The organism is Herbaspirillum sp. GW103, from assembly GCF_000261365.1.
In the GTDB taxonomy this organism is placed as follows: domain Bacteria; phylum Pseudomonadota; class Gammaproteobacteria; order Burkholderiales; family Burkholderiaceae_D; genus Herbaspirillum.
Genome location: NZ_AJVC01000004.1, coordinates 971,232 through 992,060, shown reverse-complemented (window position 1 = coordinate 992,060; position 20,829 = coordinate 971,232). Strand labels below are relative to the sequence as shown.

Annotated in this window: 16 protein-coding genes; 10 read left to right on the top strand and 6 right to left on the bottom strand. The window is 60.4% G+C overall.

Going from position 1 to position 20,829, the window contains the following annotated elements; translation table 11 throughout:
• Nucleotides 1-271: 271 nt before the first annotated feature.
• The gene (tssA, locus tag GWL_RS16525; protein ID WP_008332258.1) at nucleotides 272-1,399 is read left to right on the top strand and encodes a type VI secretion system protein TssA; all 1,128 of its coding nucleotides are present in this window, start codon (nucleotides 272-274) and stop codon (nucleotides 1,397-1,399) included.
• Between the two features lie 82 nt (nucleotides 1,400-1,481).
• Here tssA and GWL_RS16520 read toward each other — a convergent pair whose 3' ends face one another.
• From GWL_RS16520 to GWL_RS16495, 6 genes are all read right to left on the bottom strand, one after another.
• Nucleotides 1,482-2,288, bottom strand: a complete 807-nt coding sequence (locus GWL_RS16520; RefSeq protein ID WP_034351042.1) for an OmpA family protein — start codon at nucleotides 2,286-2,288, stop codon at nucleotides 1,482-1,484.
• Between the two features lie 3 nt (nucleotides 2,289-2,291).
• The gene (gene tagF, locus GWL_RS16515) at nucleotides 2,292-3,278 is read right to left on the bottom strand and encodes a type VI secretion system-associated protein TagF (RefSeq protein ID WP_008332256.1); all 987 of its coding nucleotides are present in this window, start codon (nucleotides 3,276-3,278) and stop codon (nucleotides 2,292-2,294) included.
• Nucleotides 3,275-7,096: a type VI secretion system membrane subunit TssM gene (gene tssM, locus GWL_RS16510; protein WP_008332254.1), complete on the bottom strand. Its 3,822-nt coding sequence runs from the start codon at nucleotides 7,094-7,096 to the stop codon at nucleotides 3,275-3,277. Before tssM ends, tagF begins: the two co-directional genes overlap by 4 nt.
• A 29-nt stretch (nucleotides 7,097-7,125) precedes the next feature.
• Entirely contained in the window at nucleotides 7,126-8,673 is a 1,548-nt protein-coding gene (locus tag GWL_RS16505) for a hypothetical protein (protein ID WP_034351040.1), read from the bottom strand.
• 67 nt (nucleotides 8,674-8,740) lie between these two features.
• Nucleotides 8,741-8,998: a PAAR domain-containing protein gene (locus GWL_RS16500; RefSeq protein ID WP_008332251.1), complete on the bottom strand. Its 258-nt coding sequence runs from the start codon at nucleotides 8,996-8,998 to the stop codon at nucleotides 8,741-8,743.
• 68 nt (nucleotides 8,999-9,066) lie between these two features.
• Nucleotides 9,067-9,906, bottom strand: a complete 840-nt coding sequence (locus GWL_RS16495) for a M15 family metallopeptidase (RefSeq protein WP_034351038.1) — start codon at nucleotides 9,904-9,906, stop codon at nucleotides 9,067-9,069.
• 223 nt (nucleotides 9,907-10,129) lie between these two features.
• Here GWL_RS16495 and GWL_RS16490 point away from each other — a divergent pair, with 223 nt between their 5' ends.
• The 9 genes from GWL_RS16490 to GWL_RS23075 all read left to right on the top strand — a co-directional run bounded on the left by GWL_RS16490 (nucleotide 10,130) and on the right by GWL_RS23075 (nucleotide 20,817).
• Nucleotides 10,130-11,017: a hypothetical protein gene (locus GWL_RS16490; protein ID WP_008332247.1), complete on the top strand. Its 888-nt coding sequence runs from the start codon at nucleotides 10,130-10,132 to the stop codon at nucleotides 11,015-11,017.
• Nucleotides 11,018-11,095: 78 nt separating this feature from the next.
• Entirely contained in the window at nucleotides 11,096-14,041 is a 2,946-nt protein-coding gene (locus tag GWL_RS16485; RefSeq protein ID WP_008332246.1) for a type VI secretion system Vgr family protein, read from the top strand.
• Nucleotides 14,038-14,988: a DUF4123 domain-containing protein gene (locus GWL_RS16480; RefSeq protein WP_008332245.1), complete on the top strand. Its 951-nt coding sequence runs from the start codon at nucleotides 14,038-14,040 to the stop codon at nucleotides 14,986-14,988. Before GWL_RS16485 ends, GWL_RS16480 begins: the two co-directional genes overlap by 4 nt.
• Entirely contained in the window at nucleotides 14,985-15,752 is a 768-nt protein-coding gene (locus GWL_RS16475; RefSeq protein ID WP_034351036.1) for a DUF3304 domain-containing protein, read from the top strand. Before GWL_RS16480 ends, GWL_RS16475 begins: the two co-directional genes overlap by 4 nt.
• Before the next feature lie 80 nt (nucleotides 15,753-15,832).
• Nucleotides 15,833-16,627, top strand: coding sequence for a DUF3304 domain-containing protein (locus GWL_RS16470; protein ID WP_050978130.1), 795 nt, complete (start codon nucleotides 15,833-15,835; stop codon nucleotides 16,625-16,627).
• Nucleotides 16,624-18,864 (top strand): DUF2235 domain-containing protein, encoded by a 2,241-nt coding sequence (locus GWL_RS16465; RefSeq protein ID WP_034351033.1) that lies wholly within the window; start codon nucleotides 16,624-16,626, stop codon nucleotides 18,862-18,864. The genes GWL_RS16470 and GWL_RS16465 overlap by 4 nt, the downstream gene beginning before the upstream one ends.
• Nucleotides 18,865-18,882: 18 nt before the next feature.
• A complete protein-coding gene (locus GWL_RS16460; protein ID WP_008332235.1) occupies nucleotides 18,883-19,812 on the top strand; it encodes a DUF4123 domain-containing protein in 930 nt (309 codons plus the stop codon).
• The gene (locus GWL_RS16455; RefSeq protein WP_008332233.1) at nucleotides 19,802-20,251 is read left to right on the top strand and encodes a hypothetical protein; all 450 of its coding nucleotides are present in this window, start codon (nucleotides 19,802-19,804) and stop codon (nucleotides 20,249-20,251) included. The genes GWL_RS16460 and GWL_RS16455 overlap by 11 nt, the downstream gene beginning before the upstream one ends.
• Nucleotides 20,252-20,325: 74 nt before the next feature.
• Nucleotides 20,326-20,817 (top strand): DUF3304 domain-containing protein, encoded by a 492-nt coding sequence (locus tag GWL_RS23075; protein ID WP_081486084.1) that lies wholly within the window; start codon nucleotides 20,326-20,328, stop codon nucleotides 20,815-20,817.
• Nucleotides 20,818-20,829 lie beyond the last annotated feature (12 nt).

Genomic DNA, 20,829 nt, shown 5'->3' with positions numbered 1-20,829 from the left:
GCCTCCCGTGGCGGCAGCATTCGCAAATTCTCAATTATTGCCGCTGCACAGATATCACACGGCACCACTCACACTGATCAGCTTGGAGAGTACGAGCCACATACGAGGTCGAGAATCGGCTCATAATTTCCCGCTTATTCATCTGCCACCGCGAACACCCGCCCCTAACCCTTGTCCAACCCGCTCCAAGGCCCGCCAGTTCCAGCAAGCAAACGCAGGACCAGCGGGGATCATCATGACAAGAAAATAACTGATCGGGATCGCATCGACCATGAAACTGCCTACCCTGAAATCCTTGCTCGGCGTCAAGCCACCCACCTCCGCCGTGGACCCGCTGCTCAAGCCCATCAATGACAATCACCCCGGCGGCGAAGACCTCTCCTTCACCGCCGATCTGGACGCCATCGCCGAGGCCCGTCGCTTCGACGATCCGACCCTGGACCAGGGCGAATGGGTCACCGACATCAAGGAAGCCGACTGGATCTTCGTCGAGCAACGCTGTGCCCAGCTCATCGAAACCCGCAGCAAGGACCTGCGCCTGGCCGTCTGGTACAGCGAAGCCGCCTGCAAGACGCGCGGGCTGCGCGGGCTGGGTGATGGCTTCCTGTTGGTGGCCGGCCTGTTCGACCAGTTCTGGGATCACCTCTACCCCCTGTCTGAAGAGGGCGACCACGACCGCCGCGTCGGCAACCTCACCTGGCTGCTGTCGCGCTCGGTGCAGATGTCACGCGAGATCCCGCTGACCGAAGGACGTGGCAGTGCTTTCTCGCTGCTCGACTTCGATGGTGCACGCACGCGCGCCGCCAATGCCGAGCGCATCGCCAACGAGGGCGGGCAGCCAGAGGAGGGCGTCAAGCTGGCAGTGATGGAATCGGCACGCAAACGCAGCTCACATGCCTTCTACGAAGCCATGCTCGCCGATACCCAATACTGCCTGCAATGCCTGGAACAATTCGAAAAGTCGGTGGACCAGCGTTTGGGCGTCGACGGCCCCGGCTTCTCTGCCGCACGTGAGGCGATCACGCTGGTGCATGACACCATCGCGCGTTTCGCTGCCGACACCGGCCTGCGTTCAGTGGCACCCGCGGAAATCGTCGTCGCAGACGAGAACACCGCCGCCCTGGCCGCCCAATTTACCGAGCCCGGAAGCGCAGTTGCGGCGCAGGTCCAGCATCAAGGGCCCATCCGTACCCGTGCCGAAGCCATCGCCCAATTGCGTGCGGTGGCGGAATTCTTCCGACGCACCGAGCCGCACAGCCCGGTCGCCCACCTGGCGGACAAGGCAGCGCAGTGGGGCGAAATGCCCTTGCATGCCTGGCTCAAGACTGTCATCAAGGACAATGCCGCGCTGTCCCATGTCGAGGAACTGCTGGGATTGCAACCGCCTCCGCAGGATTGAGCCCGTAGCGGCCTCAGCTCAAATGCAAAAAGGAACCGCCAAAAAACGGTTCCTTTTTTCTTTTACGAGATTCGCCCAGCCCTTACTTGGCGATGCGGAATTCGATGCGGCGATTCTTGGCGCGTCCTTCCGCCGTGCTGTTGGAGGCGACCGGTCGGTCAGGGCCCTGACCAGAGGTAGTCAGCAGGCTCTCATCGACGCCCTTTGCACTCAGGTAGGCTTTGACCGCATCGGCCCGCGCCAGCGATAGCGAAATGTTGCTGGCGCGCAGACCTTCATTGTCGGTATTGCCGATGATCTCCACATGCCGTCCTTTGAGTCTCAACATGGTGGCAGCGATCTCATCGAGGATGCGCTTGCCTTCAGGCGTCAAGGTGGCCTGCCCGCTCTCGAAGGACACCACGCGGTTGGCCAGTACATTGTCCAGCAAGCCCTGTTCCGAGGTGGAAACCCGCAAGCCATTGTTGACGGTATAGGAAGAATTCAGGCTGCTGGCCATGTCGCTGGCGATTTGTTGTCGCTGTGCTTCATTGGCCACTTCGCCGGAAATGCTGACGCTGGTGCCGTCGATCTTCAGCTGACCTCGGCTGACCGCCTTGAGATTGGGCGAAATCAGTTTCTGCACGTGACTGTTCCAGTTGGCCGGTAATACCACCTGGCCCACCGCAATCTGGTCGACTACACGATCGGCGCCGTAGACTTCACGCAGACGCGCCAGGGCCGCGGCCTTGCTGGCTTCGTCCGGTACCGTTCCGGTGACCAGGACCTGGCCCGGCGCGGGAGTGGCAACAGGCGGCGCAACGTTCTGCGCCAGGCCGATTGAGCAGGCAAGCGAGGCGATGCTCAACAGCGCCAGCCGACGGGTTTGGGAAAGAAGGTTCGTCTTCAAGATTCAGGCTCCGATGAAAGCTTCGCGGAACGAGGCCAGGGCCGAGGTCAGCGAGAGGTCTGGATGGGCCAGGTAGCTGGACAGTTTCTGGATGCCGTAGTCACCGCTCACGTGTTCTTCCACCCAGTCGGCATCGTCGAAGGGAATGTTGTGCTCGGCACCGGCCTGGACATCCATCACCGAATGCAGGGTGCGCGGTGAAGCTCCGGAGAAGCCAAGGAACATGACCGGTTGTTCATCCATTCTGGTCAGCAACAGCACCAGCTCGAAATCGGCCCGCGTGAGGAAGGGCGTAATCAGGTGCATCCAGAAGCTGGCTACCAGGCTGCGATACATCGGGTCGCGCGGTAGTGGCAGGATCAGGTTCTTGTCGAGACGGCTGGAGGTGCTGGCCATGACAGGTTGCAGCAGCAGGCCCAGTGCCAGCAGCAGCTGACGCAGATTGCCGGCGAAGCCTGCCTCGGTCAGCATCTGTTGCAGCGAACCGGTCGTCTGCAGATCAAGGAAGTCAGCGAAGGCGGCGCGGTAGCCGGCGCTGTTGATGTCCAGTTCCAGCGTGGTCGAAGCCAGTGTCTGCAGTGGCTGGCCAGGATCGGGCGCGCTCAGTACCCCCTGTGTGAGCGACTCCAGGCGCGTCCACAGTCGCGAGAGGATCAGAGGACTGTTGCTGACGAAGGCCACCGGATCTTCGATATCGAAGGCACTCATCGAGATGAACGGGAAGCGGCGCTGCGACTGGTCGCCGCTGGCACGCAGGTGGCCCGCCACGGCACGCCGGCTGCGCGGACCCATGACCACGAAATGCAGGGGCTTGACGCCGTCATAGATGATCTTCCAGCGCGCATCGCGCGAGAGCAGCTCCATGGTCTGCGCCAGCCAGTTGTCCAGCAGCGTGATCAGCGCGGCGTTGTCGGTGGCCTTGATGAAATCCCCGCGTGCCGGAATCTTGCCGAAATAGCCGATTCTGATGGGGGTGCCGGATGCACTCATTGCTTGGCCCCTGTAGTCATGGATTGAGTTTGCGATTGCACCGGCGACGCCGGTGCAGGCGCTGGCGGCGCGCCGCCAGCGATGGTTTCCGGCAGCTTCAGGCCACGCAGAGCCGCCGTGCCGCGTGCGGCACCATTGCTGTTGCCGGAGACTTCGGCGCTGCTGATGATCTTCAGGTTCACCACCACCGTCACCCCGTCATTGGTCCACGACAGCTCGAAGACCCCGTTGTCCTTGCGCTTGCGCTGGGCCGTGTTGATCAGGCGTTCCAGACCGAAGCGTCCGGGCTGGTTGGCCACTTCCACCGTACGACCGTCATAGGTGACGGCAGTCACCCGGGCACCCGGCGCACCCTGCGGATTGGGCCAGACGAAGTTGCTCCACTGGGCTTGGGTATTGCGGTAGCGTAGCTGCTGACCATCGATCTCGATGGTGTATTCCAGCGCACCCGGCGCTGGCTGGGGCTGGATCTGGAACACCGTCTGCGCATCTGCAGCACCGCCACCGCCGCCTGCACCAGCACCGCCCGGGGTGCTGATCCAGTCGGCGAAGCTGGTGGTGATGGTCGGCGACAGGGTGATGCCCATGTCGGCCCACTTGCGTGGCGACAGCGTATCGCCCCGGCGTACCACCAGCGGACCCATGGCCGCGGTCACGAACTTGGAGATCGCGCCATTCTCGCCAAACACGGTACCAATCTCGCCACTATTGGCCTCGATCTTCGAGTTGGGCGAGAACGGATACTTGGCCGCCAGATTGTTCTGGAACGGCTCGTATACCTGGGCACGCCAGATCTTGTTGACCTCGCCTTCGGTCGGACGCACCAGCGCATTGAAGCCCTGTACCAGCGGCCGCACCAGTAGCGGCCGCAGGGTGGTCTTCTGCTGGTCGTTCAGGCCGGGCAGCATCTCCTCATCGACGAACTTGAGCGAATCCGACAGTTCCGAGCCGCTGCCTTCCAGCGTCTGCTGCATCAGCTGCTTGGCACCGGGGCCGGTGTCTCCCTGGTTCTTGATGGTGTTCAAGCGGGTACGCAGCTTGGAGAGATTTTCCATGTAGCCGCGCATGAGCGAATTGCCCTTGTCTTTGCTCACCACCAGGCGCGCCACGCCGGCGAATTCGCGGCCGACCGGACCCATCGGGATAGCGGTGCTGCCATCGGTATTGAGCTGGGTCGGCGCCGGTACCGGGGCCGGCGAGCGACGCAGGATGGTTTCCTTGAACCAGCCCATGAAGCCCTTGCTGGCGTTGGCCAGGCCGGCATCGACCAGCGAGGGGTTGTCCCACGAGGTTTCGTCGTAGACCGTATTGATCACCTTGTTCAGCGGTGAGGTCAGCGGGTCGCCCAGACGGTTCATGGCATTGGTGGCCTCGTCCAGGTTGTGCAGTTCGACGATGCTCACGCCCTGCAGGAATTTCTGCCACTCACGCGCATATTCGGTCTTGTACTGCGATACCAGGGCCTTCTGGATCTGCTCGGGGCTACCCTCCAGTGTCAGGTCGTCCTTGGTGGAGGTCTTGAGCACCCAGTCGGCGCTTTGCAGTTCCTTGTTGGCGGCCTCCTTGAAGGCATCCTCCACGAACTTCTCCCAGGCATCGCGAGTGAAGGTGCCGGGGATGGCGTAGCTGCCCATCACCAGTTCCTTGTCCTTGTCGCCGACGATGCGGGCGACCGTCATGGACGCGAAGCGGGTCGCGGCACGTGCCTTCACGTCGGCATATACGCGCTCGCGCGCCGGCATGCCACGAACCACACGACGCAGGTTTTCGCGGGTCTGGTCGACCAGGGTCAGCTTGTTTTCCACGGTCGGCCAGGAGGGATCATTGATCTGTTCCAGCGAGAAGCTGATGAGTCGCTCGGCACTGCGGATCATCTGTTCGCGCGGCATGGTGCCCCGGTTGGTCTCCAGCCAGCCGCGCCAGAAGCGGGTGATCTGGTCGCTCAGGTGACTCGATTCGGCACGTGACTTGTCGGCCAGCATCAGATAGGTCTTCAAGGCGTTGTAGGCATCTTCCACACTGGTGGCCGAGCTGTCCTTGTAGGTGCGCAGGGCGTTGCCGGCCTGCGCGCCATTGTCGGCCACCGGCGTGATGCCGCCGGCTTGGGGCGGCTTGGACATCGGTTCCAGCTTGCCGGAATTGGCGTTGACTTCCATCAGGTAGGTCTCGATGTTGGAGGCCACCGGTTTCAACATGATTTCCTTGATGCCGGCGAAGTATTCCTCGCGCAGCTTGCGTTCCAGCAGGTCGCCCTGATAGAGCCCGAGTCCGACCGAAATCGGGCGGCTGGAGCGATAGCGGTCCAGTTGTTCGATACGGTCCTGCAGGATCTCCAGTGCTTCGAAGCGCGATTGCAGGTCCAGGCGCTTTTCCTGCAGTTTGACGGCCTTGTCCATGTCGGCCTGGACGTTGGCCACCAACTGGCGGTTGCCCATGTAGGACCAGCTCCATCCACCCAGCAGCGCCCCCAGTACGGTCACCGCCGCGAAGAAGGTGATGTAGCGCATGCGGAGCTTGTGGCGGCTGGTGTACTGCGCCACCAGCTGCTTGTCCGCAAAGATCACCTGCTTGAACAGGTTGTGCAGGAAGAAGCCGTGCTGGGAGGAGATATCGCGCTGCGGCTTGTGTTCCAGCGTCAGGCCGAAGCGGTCGGCGATGCGCTGCGAGGAGGCGCTCACGGTCGCGCCTTCCTGCAAGGCACTGGTGAAGTAGAAGCCTCGGAAGACCGGCTTGAACTGGAAGGGATTCTCCTCGAACAAGGTGGTCACGAAGGAACGCAGCACGCCCTTGATGGAGGAAAACTCCAGCGGGAAGGTCAGTACGCCCGGCGCCAGGTTTTCGCCGCGCTTGACCGACATGTTGACCAGGCTCATTTCCTTGAGGCCAGCGTACAGTTCGTCGAAGCGCTCATCAAAGAAGCTGCTGACCTCCTGTCCGCTGCGCTTGCGGTCGTAGGCGAGGGTGGCGCCCCAGACGCGGTCGCGTTCACTGCGTTCGGTGTCGAGGAAGAATTCGTTGAAACCGGTGATCAGGTCAGCCTTGGTGAAGACCACATAGACGGGCGCAAAGACTTCCAGCTTTTCGGTCAGTTCCTGTACGCGCTGGCGCAGATTCTTGGCCAGATTGATGGCGAATTCGGGACGATTGCCGGTCAGCTCGGCGATGCTCACCGCAATGATGATGCCGTTGATCGGCGCCTGCTTGCGATAGCGCTTGAGCAGGCCCAGAAAGCTGAACCATTCATTTCGGTCATCTTCGTACACCGAATAGCGCCCGGCGGTATCGAGCAGGATACCCTCGGTGGTGAAGAACCAGTCACAATTGCGTGTACCCCCCACCCCATGGACGATCTTGCCCCCCTTGTCGGCGAACGGGAATTGCAGGCCCGAATTGGCGATGGCAGTACTCTTGCCCGCTGCCGGGTTGCCGATGACCATGTACCAGGGCAATTCGTACAGCGCGGCAGCGCCCGACTTCTGCCCCAGCTTGGAGGTCTTGATGGTATTGATGGCTTCCAGCATGCGCTGGCGCAGGGCGTTCACGTCGTCGCGGCGCGCGCCGTCGCTGCTGGTGGGGGCAGCCTGGGCGGCTTGCTGCTCCAGCACGTTTTCCAGCTTGCCGGCGGCACGCCGGGCTTTCCAGCGCTTGTAGAGCCAGAACCCCAGCCAGACCAGCAACAGCAGGCCGAGCAGGGCAACGGCCCAGATCAGCGCCACTTCGAGCTGATCGGCGCCGATGAAGAGAAAGGCCGCCAAGGCGGCGAAGCCCAGGAGGATGAGGACACGCGTGTCGCTGAGGATATGCCAGAGTCGTTGCATGATGTGAGCGCTTTGGTGTGGAGTTCTTGTTATACGGTCGCTGAAGCAGGGGCGTGAGATGCCGTGGATGTCGAGGATGCTGCGGGATCGGAATCCGGCGCGGCTCCTGCCGCAATGACGGGAGCGAGGCTGAGGGCCACCACGGCGCGCCGGTGTGCGTCTTCGTTGCAGACGCACAGGGTCGGTTCGCCGCTCTCGGAGGTGGCAGTGTGTGCCAGTACCAGCGCCGACAGCGCCGTGGCCTGGCCGGCCGAGCCGCAGGTGGCGCCGAGCTTGACGCATTGGCTCCCCAGGTCCAGTTCGGGCAGGGCGGCGTAGCCCAGTTTCATGATTTCATCGGTACGGCTGGCGCGGTAGTCACCATCGCTTACCAGCAGGGCCAACTGATCGGGGGCAATCGCGGCATCGCGCAGCGCAGCCTGCGCCAGCTGGATCAGCAGTTCGCCCGATACGCGGCGAGCCTGGTCGACCGATTGCTCATGACGGCCCACGCTGGCCCGGTGCAGCAGGACCGGATCGGCCGTCCCCATGGCCAGCGCCTGGGTGGCGTCAGCCAGGATCAGACCGGCGGCAGCTTCTGCCGGCGCTTTGCCGATGTTCTGCGACCCTTGCAGCAATTGCTTGTCCTGCTGCCAGGCCTTTACGATCTCCGGATCCAGGTTGCACTCGGCTGCAATGACCATGGCCAGGTAGGACGAGGCCAGATAAGGGGAGGGCTGCTGCGTGCGCGCATCGCGACTGGTGGCGACCAATCGGTCCAGGTGCTGCAGCGGGTGTGCGTTTTCGCCGGCCGCGGCGGGAAGCACGTTGAGCTTCTCGGCCGGCCAGCCGGCCAGGCATACCTGCTCACCCAGCCAGCGTGCAGCCTGCATGCGGGTTTCGCTTCCCCAGTGGGTGGGCAGCAGGACCAGCAGATGCAGATGCGGCAAACCGACTTCCTCCTGACGGTGACGCGCAGCCTCGCGATACTCCTCCAGCAGGGGATGCCACTGCAGCCGCCCTCCCAGCTCCCGCGCGATATCGGCGGCCAGCGTCAGGCTGCGCCAGTGAGCATCGCCCATCAGCATCGGATCCTGCCCGGGGAAATGTTGCTGATGCCAGGTCTGGTAGATTTCGCGTGTTTCTTCACTTTGGAGGTCGCCGATGCGCCCGGCGAGGATGGGCATGTCCTGATCGTTCACCAATTCGCCATCCAGGGGCAGGCGCAGGGATTGCGACTTGATCTGTTCCAGCAGGCTGCTGGCGTCGGCACCGAAGGGTGAGCGCAATGCAGTGGCCACGATGGCCAGCGTCCACCTGCGCTCGGGAGGATGTCCCGGTTCGCTGGGTGCAGCCGTCGGGGCAGGTGCGGCAGCCGCGGCGGCGGCCTTGGCGGCGGCTGCCGCGACCAGCGCGCTCCTGGCCTTGCTCACGCCCCACACCAGCAGCAGAAAGGCGGCCGGCAACACCAGCAGATAGACGATGACATCGCCGCCATCGGGCATGTGGTTGGCGCCTGACCAGTAGGTGATGAACATCACCCAGGTCACCAAGAAAACTGCGACGGTCAACAGACCCCGCTTTATCCATGTGCTCATCAGCGTTCGCTTTCTGGATTCTTATTGTTGTAGTCGGCCCTGCCCCTGTCATGATGGTTGGGTTCGCTCAGAGCGTCGTGGTCGCCTGACCGGCAATGAGTACCGCGCCGCAGGCGGTCTTGTCGCCATCGCGCGCTACCGGCGCGCCATCCACCACCATGGTGGGGTCGCCGCTGACGATGGTGGTGGTGCCGTGGTGCGGGCAACTGACCTTGTCGCCGATGCGCGCCACCGGCTTGTTGCCGACCAGAGTCTGACCGGAACCTTCGATGACGCTGCCACCGTGCGAAGTCTTGTCGCCGAGGACGATGATCGGCTTGCTCATGGTGTATCCCCTTGTATTTCTATGGTCTGTCTTTATGCGGGCGGCCGGGCAAGGGGCCGCCTCCAGCTTCATTTCTTCATCACGCCCGGCATGCGGTATTCCGTGTGACCGAAATCCATCAGTTTCCAGCGGCCGCCCCAGGTCAGTCCCACCGACTCGGCGACCTCGCCATAGAGACGATAGCCTTCCATGGCCCATGGATCCTTTTCGCTGATGACCAGCTTGCCGTTCCGGACAAAGGCGCAGTCGCCCGCAAGGCCGTACTGGTGGTAGCTCTGGAACGCGGCTGCATTGGTGACGTTGCCCCCCATCCCGGCCAGCATGTTCTGGCGCTCCGGACTGCGGTAACCCTCGATGAGCGCCATCTCGTAACCATGCTTTTCCTTCATGATCTTGAAGACCAGCAGCAGGCGTTGGGCGTATTCTGGATTGAGCAGTTGCCAGTTGCGGCTGGCGTTGACCAGCATCGGACGGACCTGGACCACTTCCGCAGTGGTAAACATGTCCGGCGGCAAGGGCGGCGGTGGTACGAGTTGCTCGCCTTTTAAAAGTTCCGCAATTTGAGAATTGGTTACGCGCTGGGTGTCGTCAAAACCCTGCAGCATCGACTTGCCGCTTAACAGAAATGCAACGATGGCTGGACCTATCAGCAATACTGCGATCGTTGACACAATTACGTAATTATTGCGCACGTAGTCGACACTCGCTGTCAGGGAACTCCGTACGCTGGATGTGGTCCCTGCAATCACCTCGTCGCTTCTTCTGTTCCAGCGTTCCCATCGTGAGCGCAGACCTGCAAGCCGGGCGTGCAGGAAGCGTAACGTCAGTCCTCTGCCGGACGGAAACAGCAGCAGCCACATCGCGAAGCCGGTGACCAGCAGATAGGTGGCAATGAGAAGGAACAGCACGACGAATCCCCTTTTTATTCTGGTCGACGCTGGGTGGCACTGAAGGTGCGGACGCCGACACGTTTCTGGAATTGATCCGGCTCATTGGCAAGTGATCGAGCCGGACTGGCAGTCAACGGAAAATTAATAAAAATCAAACAACTTGTTTCAAGTTGGATAACTCAGGAGTACGGCCTTGCAGCCTCCGAACCAAGAAAAACCTGGATCCAGAAGACCAAGCTTGATGCCTGCATCGGACACTTCGTCTGCGGATGAAGTTCGCATCCTCAATTCGATTTCGGACGGAAAGAAAAAAGCCCGCAGCAATGGCAGTGGCAATGGCGCAGGAACACACAAGCCGCGTCGTGTGCTGTTCATCGTGCTGCTGCTGTTGCTGGTCGCCGGCGGCATCACGCTGGCAGCCTTGCGTCTGCACGGTCATGATGGTGGAAGCACTTCCGTGCAAGCCTCTGCAACCCCATCCAGGCCGCCACCGGCAGCCGCTGCACCTGCATCGACCACCGACACCGGGCCAGCTTCAGGCGTCGCTTCGGCCGCGACCGATACAGCGGTCATCAACGATACCAGTGCCCCGGCACCAGACCCGGCGGCGGACTCCAACCCCGCCCGTGGCCCGGACCAGTTGACTTCGGCGCTGGAGGAAGGCGTCAAGCCACCGCCGGCGACGCTGAAGAACGCCCTCGAAGCCAAGCCGGAAAAAACCGTGAAGCCCCCCAGGTCGACAGCCCAGCATGAGGAAAAAAAGAGGAAGGCAGCCAAGGCCGAGAATCGCAACGACAGCGATGTCGATCTGATCAAGGCCCTGGTCGCCCGCTCCGGCGAGGTCGAGAAGAAACGCAGCCCCGAGGGCGCCAGCAATGCAAACGGTGGCGATGCTGCGAGCGGGCAAGGCGCCCCTGCGAAGTCTTCGCAGGCGCATCCTGGGCCCTCCCGGCAGAAGGATGCCCGCAATGTCGATGTGGTGGAGCGCAAGAACGGCGAGAGTACCGCCTCACTGCTGCAACGCTGTCATGCGCTGGGTTTCGTTGAAGGTGAATTCTGCCGTTGGCGCATCTGCTCGGGACGCTGGGACAGCGATCCCGCCTGCAAGGTGGCCAATACGAACAATTGATGCAGATTGCCCGACCCGGGCAGTCTGCAGAGAATTCTGAGCTCAATCTTGTTTCTTCTTCTGCACAATCGGTGACCGATGTCTGAGCTGCTCAACCAGCTGGTGCAATTCACCAGCGCGACCCGTCTCTATCGGCTCTCCCTGGGAGAGCGTGTCGCTACCGGCGATCTGCTGGTGGAAGCCTTCGCCGCCTCCGAAGGTCTGCATGCCGTCGGCGTGCGCGAGGTGATCGCCCTCAGCCTGGACGCCGGCTTGTCGCTCAACACGCTGATCGGCCAACGGGCCAGCTTGCAGGTGAGCCTTGCCGACGGTTCCAGTGCCAGCTTCTCGGGGCTGGTCAACGAAGCCGCCAAGCTCGCCAGTGAGGGAGGGCTGGCCCGTTACCGGCTGCGCCTGGTCCACTGGATCTGGTTGCTGAGCCAATCACGCAACAGCCGCGTGTGGCAGGACAAAAGCGTCGTCGAGATCGTCGAGGACGTGTTCGGCGGCTATGCCCCGCATGCGGCCTGGCAGTGGTCGGACGAAGTGATGTCCTTTCTGCAGGACCTGGCGCCGCGTAGCTATACGGTGCAATACCGTGAGTGCGATCTCGATTTCGTCAGCCGCCTGTTGGCGGCCGAGGGCTTGTCCTGGCGTGTCGAGGAATTCGCCGAGGCCAGTGCCGGGCACCGGCTGGTATTGTTTGCCGATTCTTCCCGGGCCACCGTCTTCCCCGAGGATGCCAGCAGTGCTGCCGAGCTGGGCGGGCAGGGCATCCGCTTCCATGCCGGTACTGCCCGCGAGGAACAGGACAGCATCCAGGCCCTGGCTGCGCGCCGGACCTTGCAGCCGGCATCCTTCACCTTGCTTTCCTATGACTACAAGAGCAAGCAGGCGGTCGCCACCAGCATGCCGACCTGCCATGAGTTCGGCCACCAGGATGCGCCGCGCCTGGAAAGCTACGATAGCCCCGGACTCTACGCCTATCGCAGTGCTGCCGAGGCCGACCGCTACGCGCGGCTGCACCTGGAAGCCAGCGAGGCGCGCAACAAGCTGTGGCAGGCGCGCAGCACCGTGCGTACCCTGCGTCCGGGCACTCGCTTCACGCTGGCCCAAGGCCCGCTGGGCCTTTCCGCAGCAACCGGAAAGTCCCCCGAATACGCGGTATTGTCGGTCGCGAGTGTGGGTATAAATAATTTACCCAAAGATGCGCAGGAAGGCTTGGCCGAACTGTTCGGTCCACTGCCCCCACTGCTGGAAGAATGCCTGGTCGCATGCCAGTCGCAGCACCAGATTGCGCAAGGCAGCCAGCATCCTGATGCTGCCGCCATGAGCGAGCGCGCCGATTTCGACGCAGTCATCTCCCAGGCGCGCAAGCTCGGTTACGCCAACGCTTTCGAGGCGATACGCGCGGACGTCGTATGGCGTCCGGTGCTGGCAGATGGCACTGGCCTGTATCGCCACGCGGGGGCCACCGCCCGGGGCAGCCAGAGTGCCATCGTAGTGGGTCCCGATGGACAGAGTACGGCCAACGGCGGCGATGAGATTCATTGCGACCGCCTGGGTCGGGTCCGCATCCGTTTCCACTGGCAGGGCCGCAACAACGATGCGACAGCCACTTGCTGGGTCCGCGTGGCGCAGCGCGCGGCCGGTGGCGGTAATGGCATGCAGTTCCTGCCGCGTATCGGACAGGAGGTCCTGGTGCAGTTTCTGGAAGACGACATCGATCGCCCGGTCATCCTGGGCGCGCTCTACAACGGCCAGGGTGAAGGTTCCGCCTCACCCACGCCGGGAGGCGAAGCAGCGCAGGGTGGCGAGCAGGAGCGCAACAAGGTCTTCACGAGTGCCAGCGATCTTTCTCCCAGTGGCCAGGGCAATCTGGCCGGCGGCAATGCGCCGACATGGCACGGCGGCAGTCAGGATGGCGACGGGCATCGCAACGCTGCTGCGCAGTGGGGCATTCGTTCCAAGGAATTTGGCGGGGCCGGCTACAACCAGTTGCTGTTCGACGATACCGATGCCCAGAGCCGCATCCAGCTCAAGACTTCGCAGGCGGCGTCCGAACTCAACCTCGGTCATCTTGTCCACACGGCGGACAACTATCGCGGCAGTTTCCGCGGTACCGGTGCGGAACTGCGCACCGATGCCTATGGGGCGATCCGCGCGGGCAGCGGTATTCTGTTCTCCAGCTACCAGATCCAACATGGCGCCTCCAGCCGCGACCCGGCCGGTGACAATGCCGGCGGCATGGCCCTGTTGAAGCAGGCCACGCTGCTGGGCAAGACCTTCAATGAAGCGGCGGTGACCCACAAGACCGTCGCGCTGGCCGGCCATGTCGGCCCGGCGCAGGCCAATGCCAGCGTCATCAACGACAGTGCCGCGCCGCTCGAAGCCATTCGCACGGCAGCAGCCGGCATGGTCGATGGCGTGCCCGACAAGAGCGGCGAGGACGTGGCGGCCGCCAACACGCAGACGGGTGAGGGCAAGCTCCCGCAGAGCACCGCAGCCCTGATCGGCATCGCTGCCAGGGAAGGCCTGGGCGTGGTCGCGGGCCAGCATCTGCAACTGGCCAATGGCGAGACGGTGAGCCTGATGTCCGGCCACGACAGCCAGCATGTGAGCGGCAACCAGCTGCGCATGCGCAGCGGGCAGGCCCTGGGCGTGCTGGCCGGGGCCGTTGCAGCGGGCGAGGGCGGACAGGGTTTGCAGATGATCGCCGCACAGCAGAATATCGATGTGCAGGCGCAAGCCGATACGCTGGCGGTACAGGCGCGCGATCAGGTGAGCGTGGTGAGTGCCAAGACCAGTGTGGATTGGGCGGCGGCCAAGAAGATCACGCTATCCACGGCGGGCGGGGCCAACATCACCATCGAGGGTGGCAATATTACGGTGCAGTGTCCGGGGAAGCTCACCATTCATGCTGCACAGAAGCTGTTCCAGGGGCCGGTGCGGCAGGAGGTTCCGATGCCTGTCTTGCCCAACAGCGTTTGCAAGGACTGCATTCTGGCCGCGATGAAGCAGGGTGCGCCGGGAGTACTGGTATGACCGATAACCCTTGTCAGCCTCTGCTGGACTGGTGCAGAGCGCCTGCGCAAGCTCGGCTTCATCGCTTTGCTCTGCTCGACAGTGCACCGGTGGAAGGCGCGTTCCGACAGCGGCCCCTGCAGGGCCAGCGTTTTTCCTCATTGTTTGAAGGACGACAGGAAGCCGTCCTGCCCGAGATCGCCCCCTTGCTGATCGATCTGGACAGCGCGCAGGACAGCAGCTTGCAGCGTCTGTGTGAATGGCTATGGTCGATGGGTCTTGAGCATCCTTGCCTGTCCTGGATGGCATCACCGTTGCCGCTTGATGCGCTGGCAGCCCATCTGCGGCTGTTCCACACGGTGGATCTGAGTGAGGGACAAACCATGCTGTTGCGTTGGTACGATACCCGCATTCTTCCGCAATGGCTGGGTTGCCTGACGCCACAGCAACATGCGCAGTTCTGCGCACCGCTGGTCAGCCTGTCCTGCCTGGACCGAACGGCGCGTGTGCAGACATTTTTCCAGGACCACCAGGCAGAGCATATTGCGCCCCTGTCCGAACCTGCGTTGGGCAGATCATTGGTGCAACTCGATGACCGGCAGTTGGCGCAGCTGATGCAGTCCTCCCAAGTCGATATCCTGATCAATCGTCTGCAGTCGCTGATTGCCCCGGAGCTCGCTCGTGTGGCGCGCGGACGCTTGGCTGCGTTTTTGCAGGCACATGTCGACCAGCTCTGTGCTGCGGGGATAGACGATGCCGAGCGTCAGCTTCAGTGTCTCTTGCCGGCCTTGTACACCTCGGGTGCCGCCTGGCTGCATCCTGCCTTCGCCTCCTTGCTGCAAGCTCCGCCTGCCGGGTTCGAGGCCTTCGCTGCGGCGATTCAGGCGCTTCCCGATGAGATCTATGCGGTTGATCTTCCCTTGTGGGATAAGGAAGAGCTTGTCGGCAGAGAGGATGCGGCTGCATGAGCGTAGTAATAATGAAAATTGCTGTTGGAGCGCTGCTGGTAGTGCTGGCGGGATGTGATCGATTCTCTTCCGAACCGACCTATAGTGGCTTGAGTCTTGAGGCGTTCAACTACACGCCTTACAACCTTGACCGCTTTGTGATCAAAGACAAATACGGAAACAAAGGTTCAGGTGGTGGTGATTTGCCACCTGGTTCGGGGGAAGGGAGCTTGTCCTGCTGCCATGAACTAAAGGGGACCGAGTTCGAAGTGGAGTGGGATGCGTATGATGCTGATATCGCCTCACGTGATATTTACGCACCGATCAAGATGATCAAGTCGACTGCAAAGGTACATATTTCTCCGACCAATATCAGCCGAGGATCAGGTGCCAGGATTCTGGGTTTGCATTTTTATCCGGACGGTCACATCGAGCCTGAATTCAGGAATGACCTCGGCGGATCTCGCTTCAACTTTGGCGCAATTGATCAACGCTTGGTGACGAAGTACGGCAATCAGATGAATCCCGATGGTCAGCTGAACCTCTTTGAAGTTTTCAGGCGCACGGCCCGTATCGCAGGGCAGGGCTGGATCAAGCTTCGCCTGATTGATGATGCGGACCTGGAGCAGTATGTGTATTTCAATCTGTTGGTAAACAAGAACTTTGATGAACATCCGCAAGTGAAGAAGATCTTGCAAGAAACACAGGGAAAGCCGGGCGCTTTTGCGGCGGCGATGAAACAATTGCCCGCTTCGACTATTGCCGAGATACGCCAGATCCCCTAGCGGGAAATTGGAGGCCGGATTGATCATGAAGGTTTTCGCTGAAACCGCGTGAACACGAAATTGAGATAACAGGAGATGGGATGAAAAAAATTGGCGGCGCCCTGTTCAGTGCGGTTGCGATGGTAGTGGCGTTGGTAGGATGTGATGGACTTTCCTCCGAACCGACTTATAGCGGCTTGAGTATTGAGGCCTTCAATTACACGCCTTATAACCTGTCCAGATTTGTTATTACCGACAAGTATGGAAATCAGGCCAGCGGCGGCGGAGATTTGATGCCGGGTTCTGGTGCGGGCAGACTTAGCTGTTGCTATCAATTGCAAGGCACGGAATTTAGTGTTGAGTGGAAGATGTATGACGCAGACGTCGCCTCCAAGGACCTTTACAAGCCAATTCAATATATTAGCTTTAAAGAAGATATCCATCTTCCTCCGACCAAGTTGGAAGGAAACGCCGGTACCAGAATATTAGGATTACATTTTTACCCAGATGCTCATGTCGAGCCTGAATTCAGGAGTGACTTGGGAGCTTCGCGGATCAGTTATCGAACCGTCCATCGAACGCTTCTGGAGCAATATGGGGAAAAAATTGATCCGGCAGGAAAACTGAATGAAGCAGAATTGTTCAGGCGGACGGCACGGATTGCCAGTGAAGCATGGAAAAAATATCGTCTTACGGACTCCGAGGATTTGGTGCAGTTTGTTAGGTTCTATTTATTGGTTAACCCCGGATTTGACCGATTTCCGCAGGTGCAGGAGATTCTAAAAGACACAAAGGGAAAATCGGGTGATTTCGGCAGAGAAATGAAGAACCTGCCAGAGGCCGCTGTAGATCAAATCAAGACTTTTTCTGTCAGTGGCAAGGAGCAGCAACCATGACTCGTACTACCGGAGAAAGAGATCCTTCCAGAATAGCTCAGGAAGATCGTTCCCCGCCGGACCTTGCTATAAAGATGGCAGGCGCGAGGGCCAAGCAGAAAGAGGCAGAGAAACTTGCTTGCCAAGCTGATATACACGTCGGATTCTTTTTTGATGGCTTCGGCAGAAATCGAGATATGGATGATCCACAGACATCCCGTTATTCGAATATCTGCCGTCTGTGGGAAGCGCACAGAGATAACGAAGATGTTCGTCGGCCAGACAATCAGTTCTGGTATAGCTTCTATTACTCAGGATTAGGGACGCCTCTCAATAAGGACGCAGCTAATCGTGATCTTGTCCGCGCCGCTACCAAGATTGCGAAGAATGCCGGGGGCGTCGCCCTGTCTGCGGCGAGCAAGATTGCAGGCTACGATCGTGTGGAAAAGTCCGTAAAGACAGTAACTGGTGTTACTGATCCGATGAAGCTGGGCGGCAAGGTATTGAAGGACTCGTTGACTGAGATGTCTTTCCGTCCAGTGGTCAAGGCTTACAAGGACGTAATCAAGGAAACCAAGGCCTTGCCCGGTAATGCGCGGCGAATGCTGACCATGGCCAGCGGTGATCGTTGGGTCATGCGTGGCAAGGCATCATTGCGAGGTTTCCTGTATGACCTCAAGAAAAATCCCTTGAAAGCCAGTTGGTCTGCCGCCAAGGTATTGATGGCCGATGTGGTGGCCGATTCCATTCCCATGGTCCGCGACAGTGCCGCCAGTGCCAGTCTCTTTGGAACCGGCGTTGACGTGAGGCTCAGTGCGGCCTTGGACCAGTTCAAGGCCGCCTACGCGGATGCCAAGGGCAAGATTCCCAAGGTTCAGCGCATGCAGGTCAGTGTCTTTGGTGCCGACCGGGGATGTGTCATCGCGCGAACATTCGTCAATGAACTCGCTCGTATCTACAAGCGCGCCAATGAGCAGGACTTGGCCATCGACGGTAGCCTGATCGAAATCAAGTTCGTCGGGTTGCTGGATAGTGTCGCTTCGATCATGGAGGAAAACAAGCTCATCGGTTTTCTGCCTCTGGTCGGTGTGATCAAGCAAAACTACGGCGATCGTGCTTTGGCAATACCGCCGGCTGTACAGCGTTGCGTACATTTCGCGGCGGCTCATGAACTACGTTTCTATCAACGCCTCGACAGCTTGGAAAAAACTCGCGGAGAACAATATCTTTATCCGGGTACCAGCGAAGACGTCACAGGTGGTTCCCCGGATGGAACGCTCAACTTCCGTGGGGAATTGCAACGAGTTCCTCTGCGGGACATGCTCCATGAGGCGCTGATTTCGGGCGTCATGATGGACCGCATGGAGGATCTTGCGATTTACAAGACTGAGACATTTCAAAAGTTCTCCCTGGCGGCCCCCATCGTCGACGACAAATCCAGCTACCGCATGATGGAACTGGTCAACGCCTATCGCGCCGTCGTCCCGCGCGCGCCAGGCCTGGATTTTCTCAAGCACATGAGCGTCTTCATTTCCTGGCTGGCCGTACGCTACCAGTCAAAGGAATTTCGCGAATCCGTGACCACCCATGCAGACGCGGTGCGCGCCGCCCAGGATCAACGGCGCGAACGGCGTGAGCGTGCGGAGAAGGCGTTCGCAGAGGCGCGCCGCACGGCATCGACCGACCGCGAAGGCTATGGCCGGGCGATGGCCGAGTTGTTCGCGGCTCAGGATGATGAAACCCGCAACATGCCAGACACCATCCTGGAAGTGCACCGTCCCTTTGTCAGCGTATGGGAGCGCCTGGACAAGGAAGCTCAGGAGGTCATTGCGCAGCGGGCCCGCTATCAGAAACAGCAGGACGACGAACCCCGACGCAAGATGAAATGGCAGAAGTACGTTGACGAGCATGCGGCCATTTTCGTGGACCCCTCGGGCCAGAAACCGACCTACAAACCGGCACGTCCTTTGATGTCGCCCGGGGAGCTCACGCTGGCCGATGCCTGGATCAATGCCACCAATGGCAAGAACCCGCTGCCGGACAAAGTGATGGCCCTGTTCGATCTGCTGGTGCATGACACCATGCTCACCAGCTGGCACGACCATGTTCTCTCTGCCACCTTGTATTTCCAGACACGCGCCATCGATACCTTCGGCAAGACCGATGCCAAGAAGGAAGAGGAGACCAGGAAGAGCGACGACATGAATGCCGCAGCGGTGCGGCGGTTGCAGGGCAATGCGCTTGTTCTCCCGAACTAGAACACCGGGACTGATGCCATGAGTGATGTGCATGACGATCCGTTGGCGCTGTTGCATTGGGCGCAGGCATGTCGTGAACGCGGCCACCAAGCCTTCCTTCTGCTCGATACGGCGCAGGCCGAGGCGAGCCATCTCAAGCTGCAGTCCATGCACGTTCCTTATACCTCGCTGTTCGAGGGAAAGCGCGAAGAAGCCTTGCCTGAAATTGCGCCTCTTCTGCTTCCCCTCTCGGGACTGGATGAGCAGCGTGCATTGAGGCTCGTGCGCTGGATCTCTCAGCTCGGCTTTGGCGCGCCTTGCCTGAGCTGGTATGAGAGCTCGCTCGGCCTGCATGACTTTGCAGCACATCTGCGCAACTTCCACCACGTGAGTCTCAGCGATGGGCAAGTCATGATGATGCGCTGGTATGACACGCGCATCCTGCCGATCTGGATACAGGCTTTGTCCAAGGATCAACTGGCGCTATTCACGGGCGGCATGCTCAGCCTGGCTTTCGTGGACCGTTTCGGCGAAGCACGGACGCTCTACCAAAGCGCGCAGATCCATCCGCCCAGCCAAGCTTTGCCGTTGGATGTACCGTTGGTGAGGCTGGATGACCGTCAGTTCGGTCTTCTGGTGGACGCCGGGGATCTCGATGCCCTGCTCACGCATTTGCGCTTCGTGATCCCTGATGAGACGAATGCCTTGCCCACACGCACGTTGGTGGAATTCGTCGCCACCTATCAGCAGCGTGCGCGCGACGCTGGCGTGGATGATATCGATCGGCAGACGCAGTACGTGTTGCTGGCACTCTACACCAGCGGCATTGGTGTTGAGCATCTTGCGGTCAAGGCCTTGATGCAGGATCCGCCTGATTCACTGGCAGCCTATTTCGATGCCCTGCAGGAAATGCCTGGTGAAGTCTGGGAAGCAGGGCCACCTCTTTGGGAGAACGAGCATGTCGCATGAACACTGGCAGAAAAAAATTATTTTTCCGCAATGGGTACTGGTATTGGTACTGGGAATGGTGGTGCTGCTGGCCATGTCTTGTCCACGCGCGCATGCCCAGACGAATGATGATCTGAAGGCCCTGGTGGCGCATCTCAAGTTCGTGATTCCCGACGAAACGGCCCTGGTTGAACCACAAAAACTGGAGCGCTTCGTCGCGCAGTACCAGAAGCGGGCGGTTTCCGCAGGCCTGAAGGATATCGATCGTCAGACCGCCTACGTGCTGCTGGCCTTGTACACCTCGGGCAAGGGTCTCGAGCAGCCCGAGTTCAAGCAGGTGATGGCGCATCCGCCGGCTTCTTCGGACCAATTCAGTGATGCCCTCATCGGCCTTCCGCAACGTGTGTACGATAGCGGGCAGCCGTTGTGGGAGAACGCGGTCAATGGCAGCAGTCGTTAGCCCTTCGATGAACGCTGCCAGAGCATAGAGCCTCGTATCGTCCGATAGAGTTTTCGTTACTTTGAAATATATCCATGGAATACATCATCAAGATGTCCGGAAAGTCCCTGCTCCACATGTTGCTGCTGTCTCTACTCATCATGTTGGGCGGATGTGAAGAGAAGGAAGCGCCCGAGCTGGGGATGGAACTGGTCGGCTATAACCATACTGCCTTTGGTATATCGGACTTTGATGTCACCGTCATACCGGGAAAGCGCGCTGCGGGTGGCTACATCGCAGCCGGACAGGGTGGCGGAGGCTATATCTGCTGTATCAGTGTCCCAAAGAACTGGCGTGCGGGACTGATGGCGAACGTCAATGTCCGCACCGTGAATGGTGCGGGGGAGCCGGTTGAGCGTTCCTGGTCAGTGCCTGTGCCGCAATATACATCGGAACAGGCGGGTCACCTCTCGGTACATTTCTTGCGGGATGGGCAGGTGAAAGTATTCGCTACGAACCTCGCGCTCTGGCACCCTGACTATCCGTTGAAAGGACCAGAGGCTGAATTGAAGCCAGGATCAAACTAGTTGCGGGAGTAT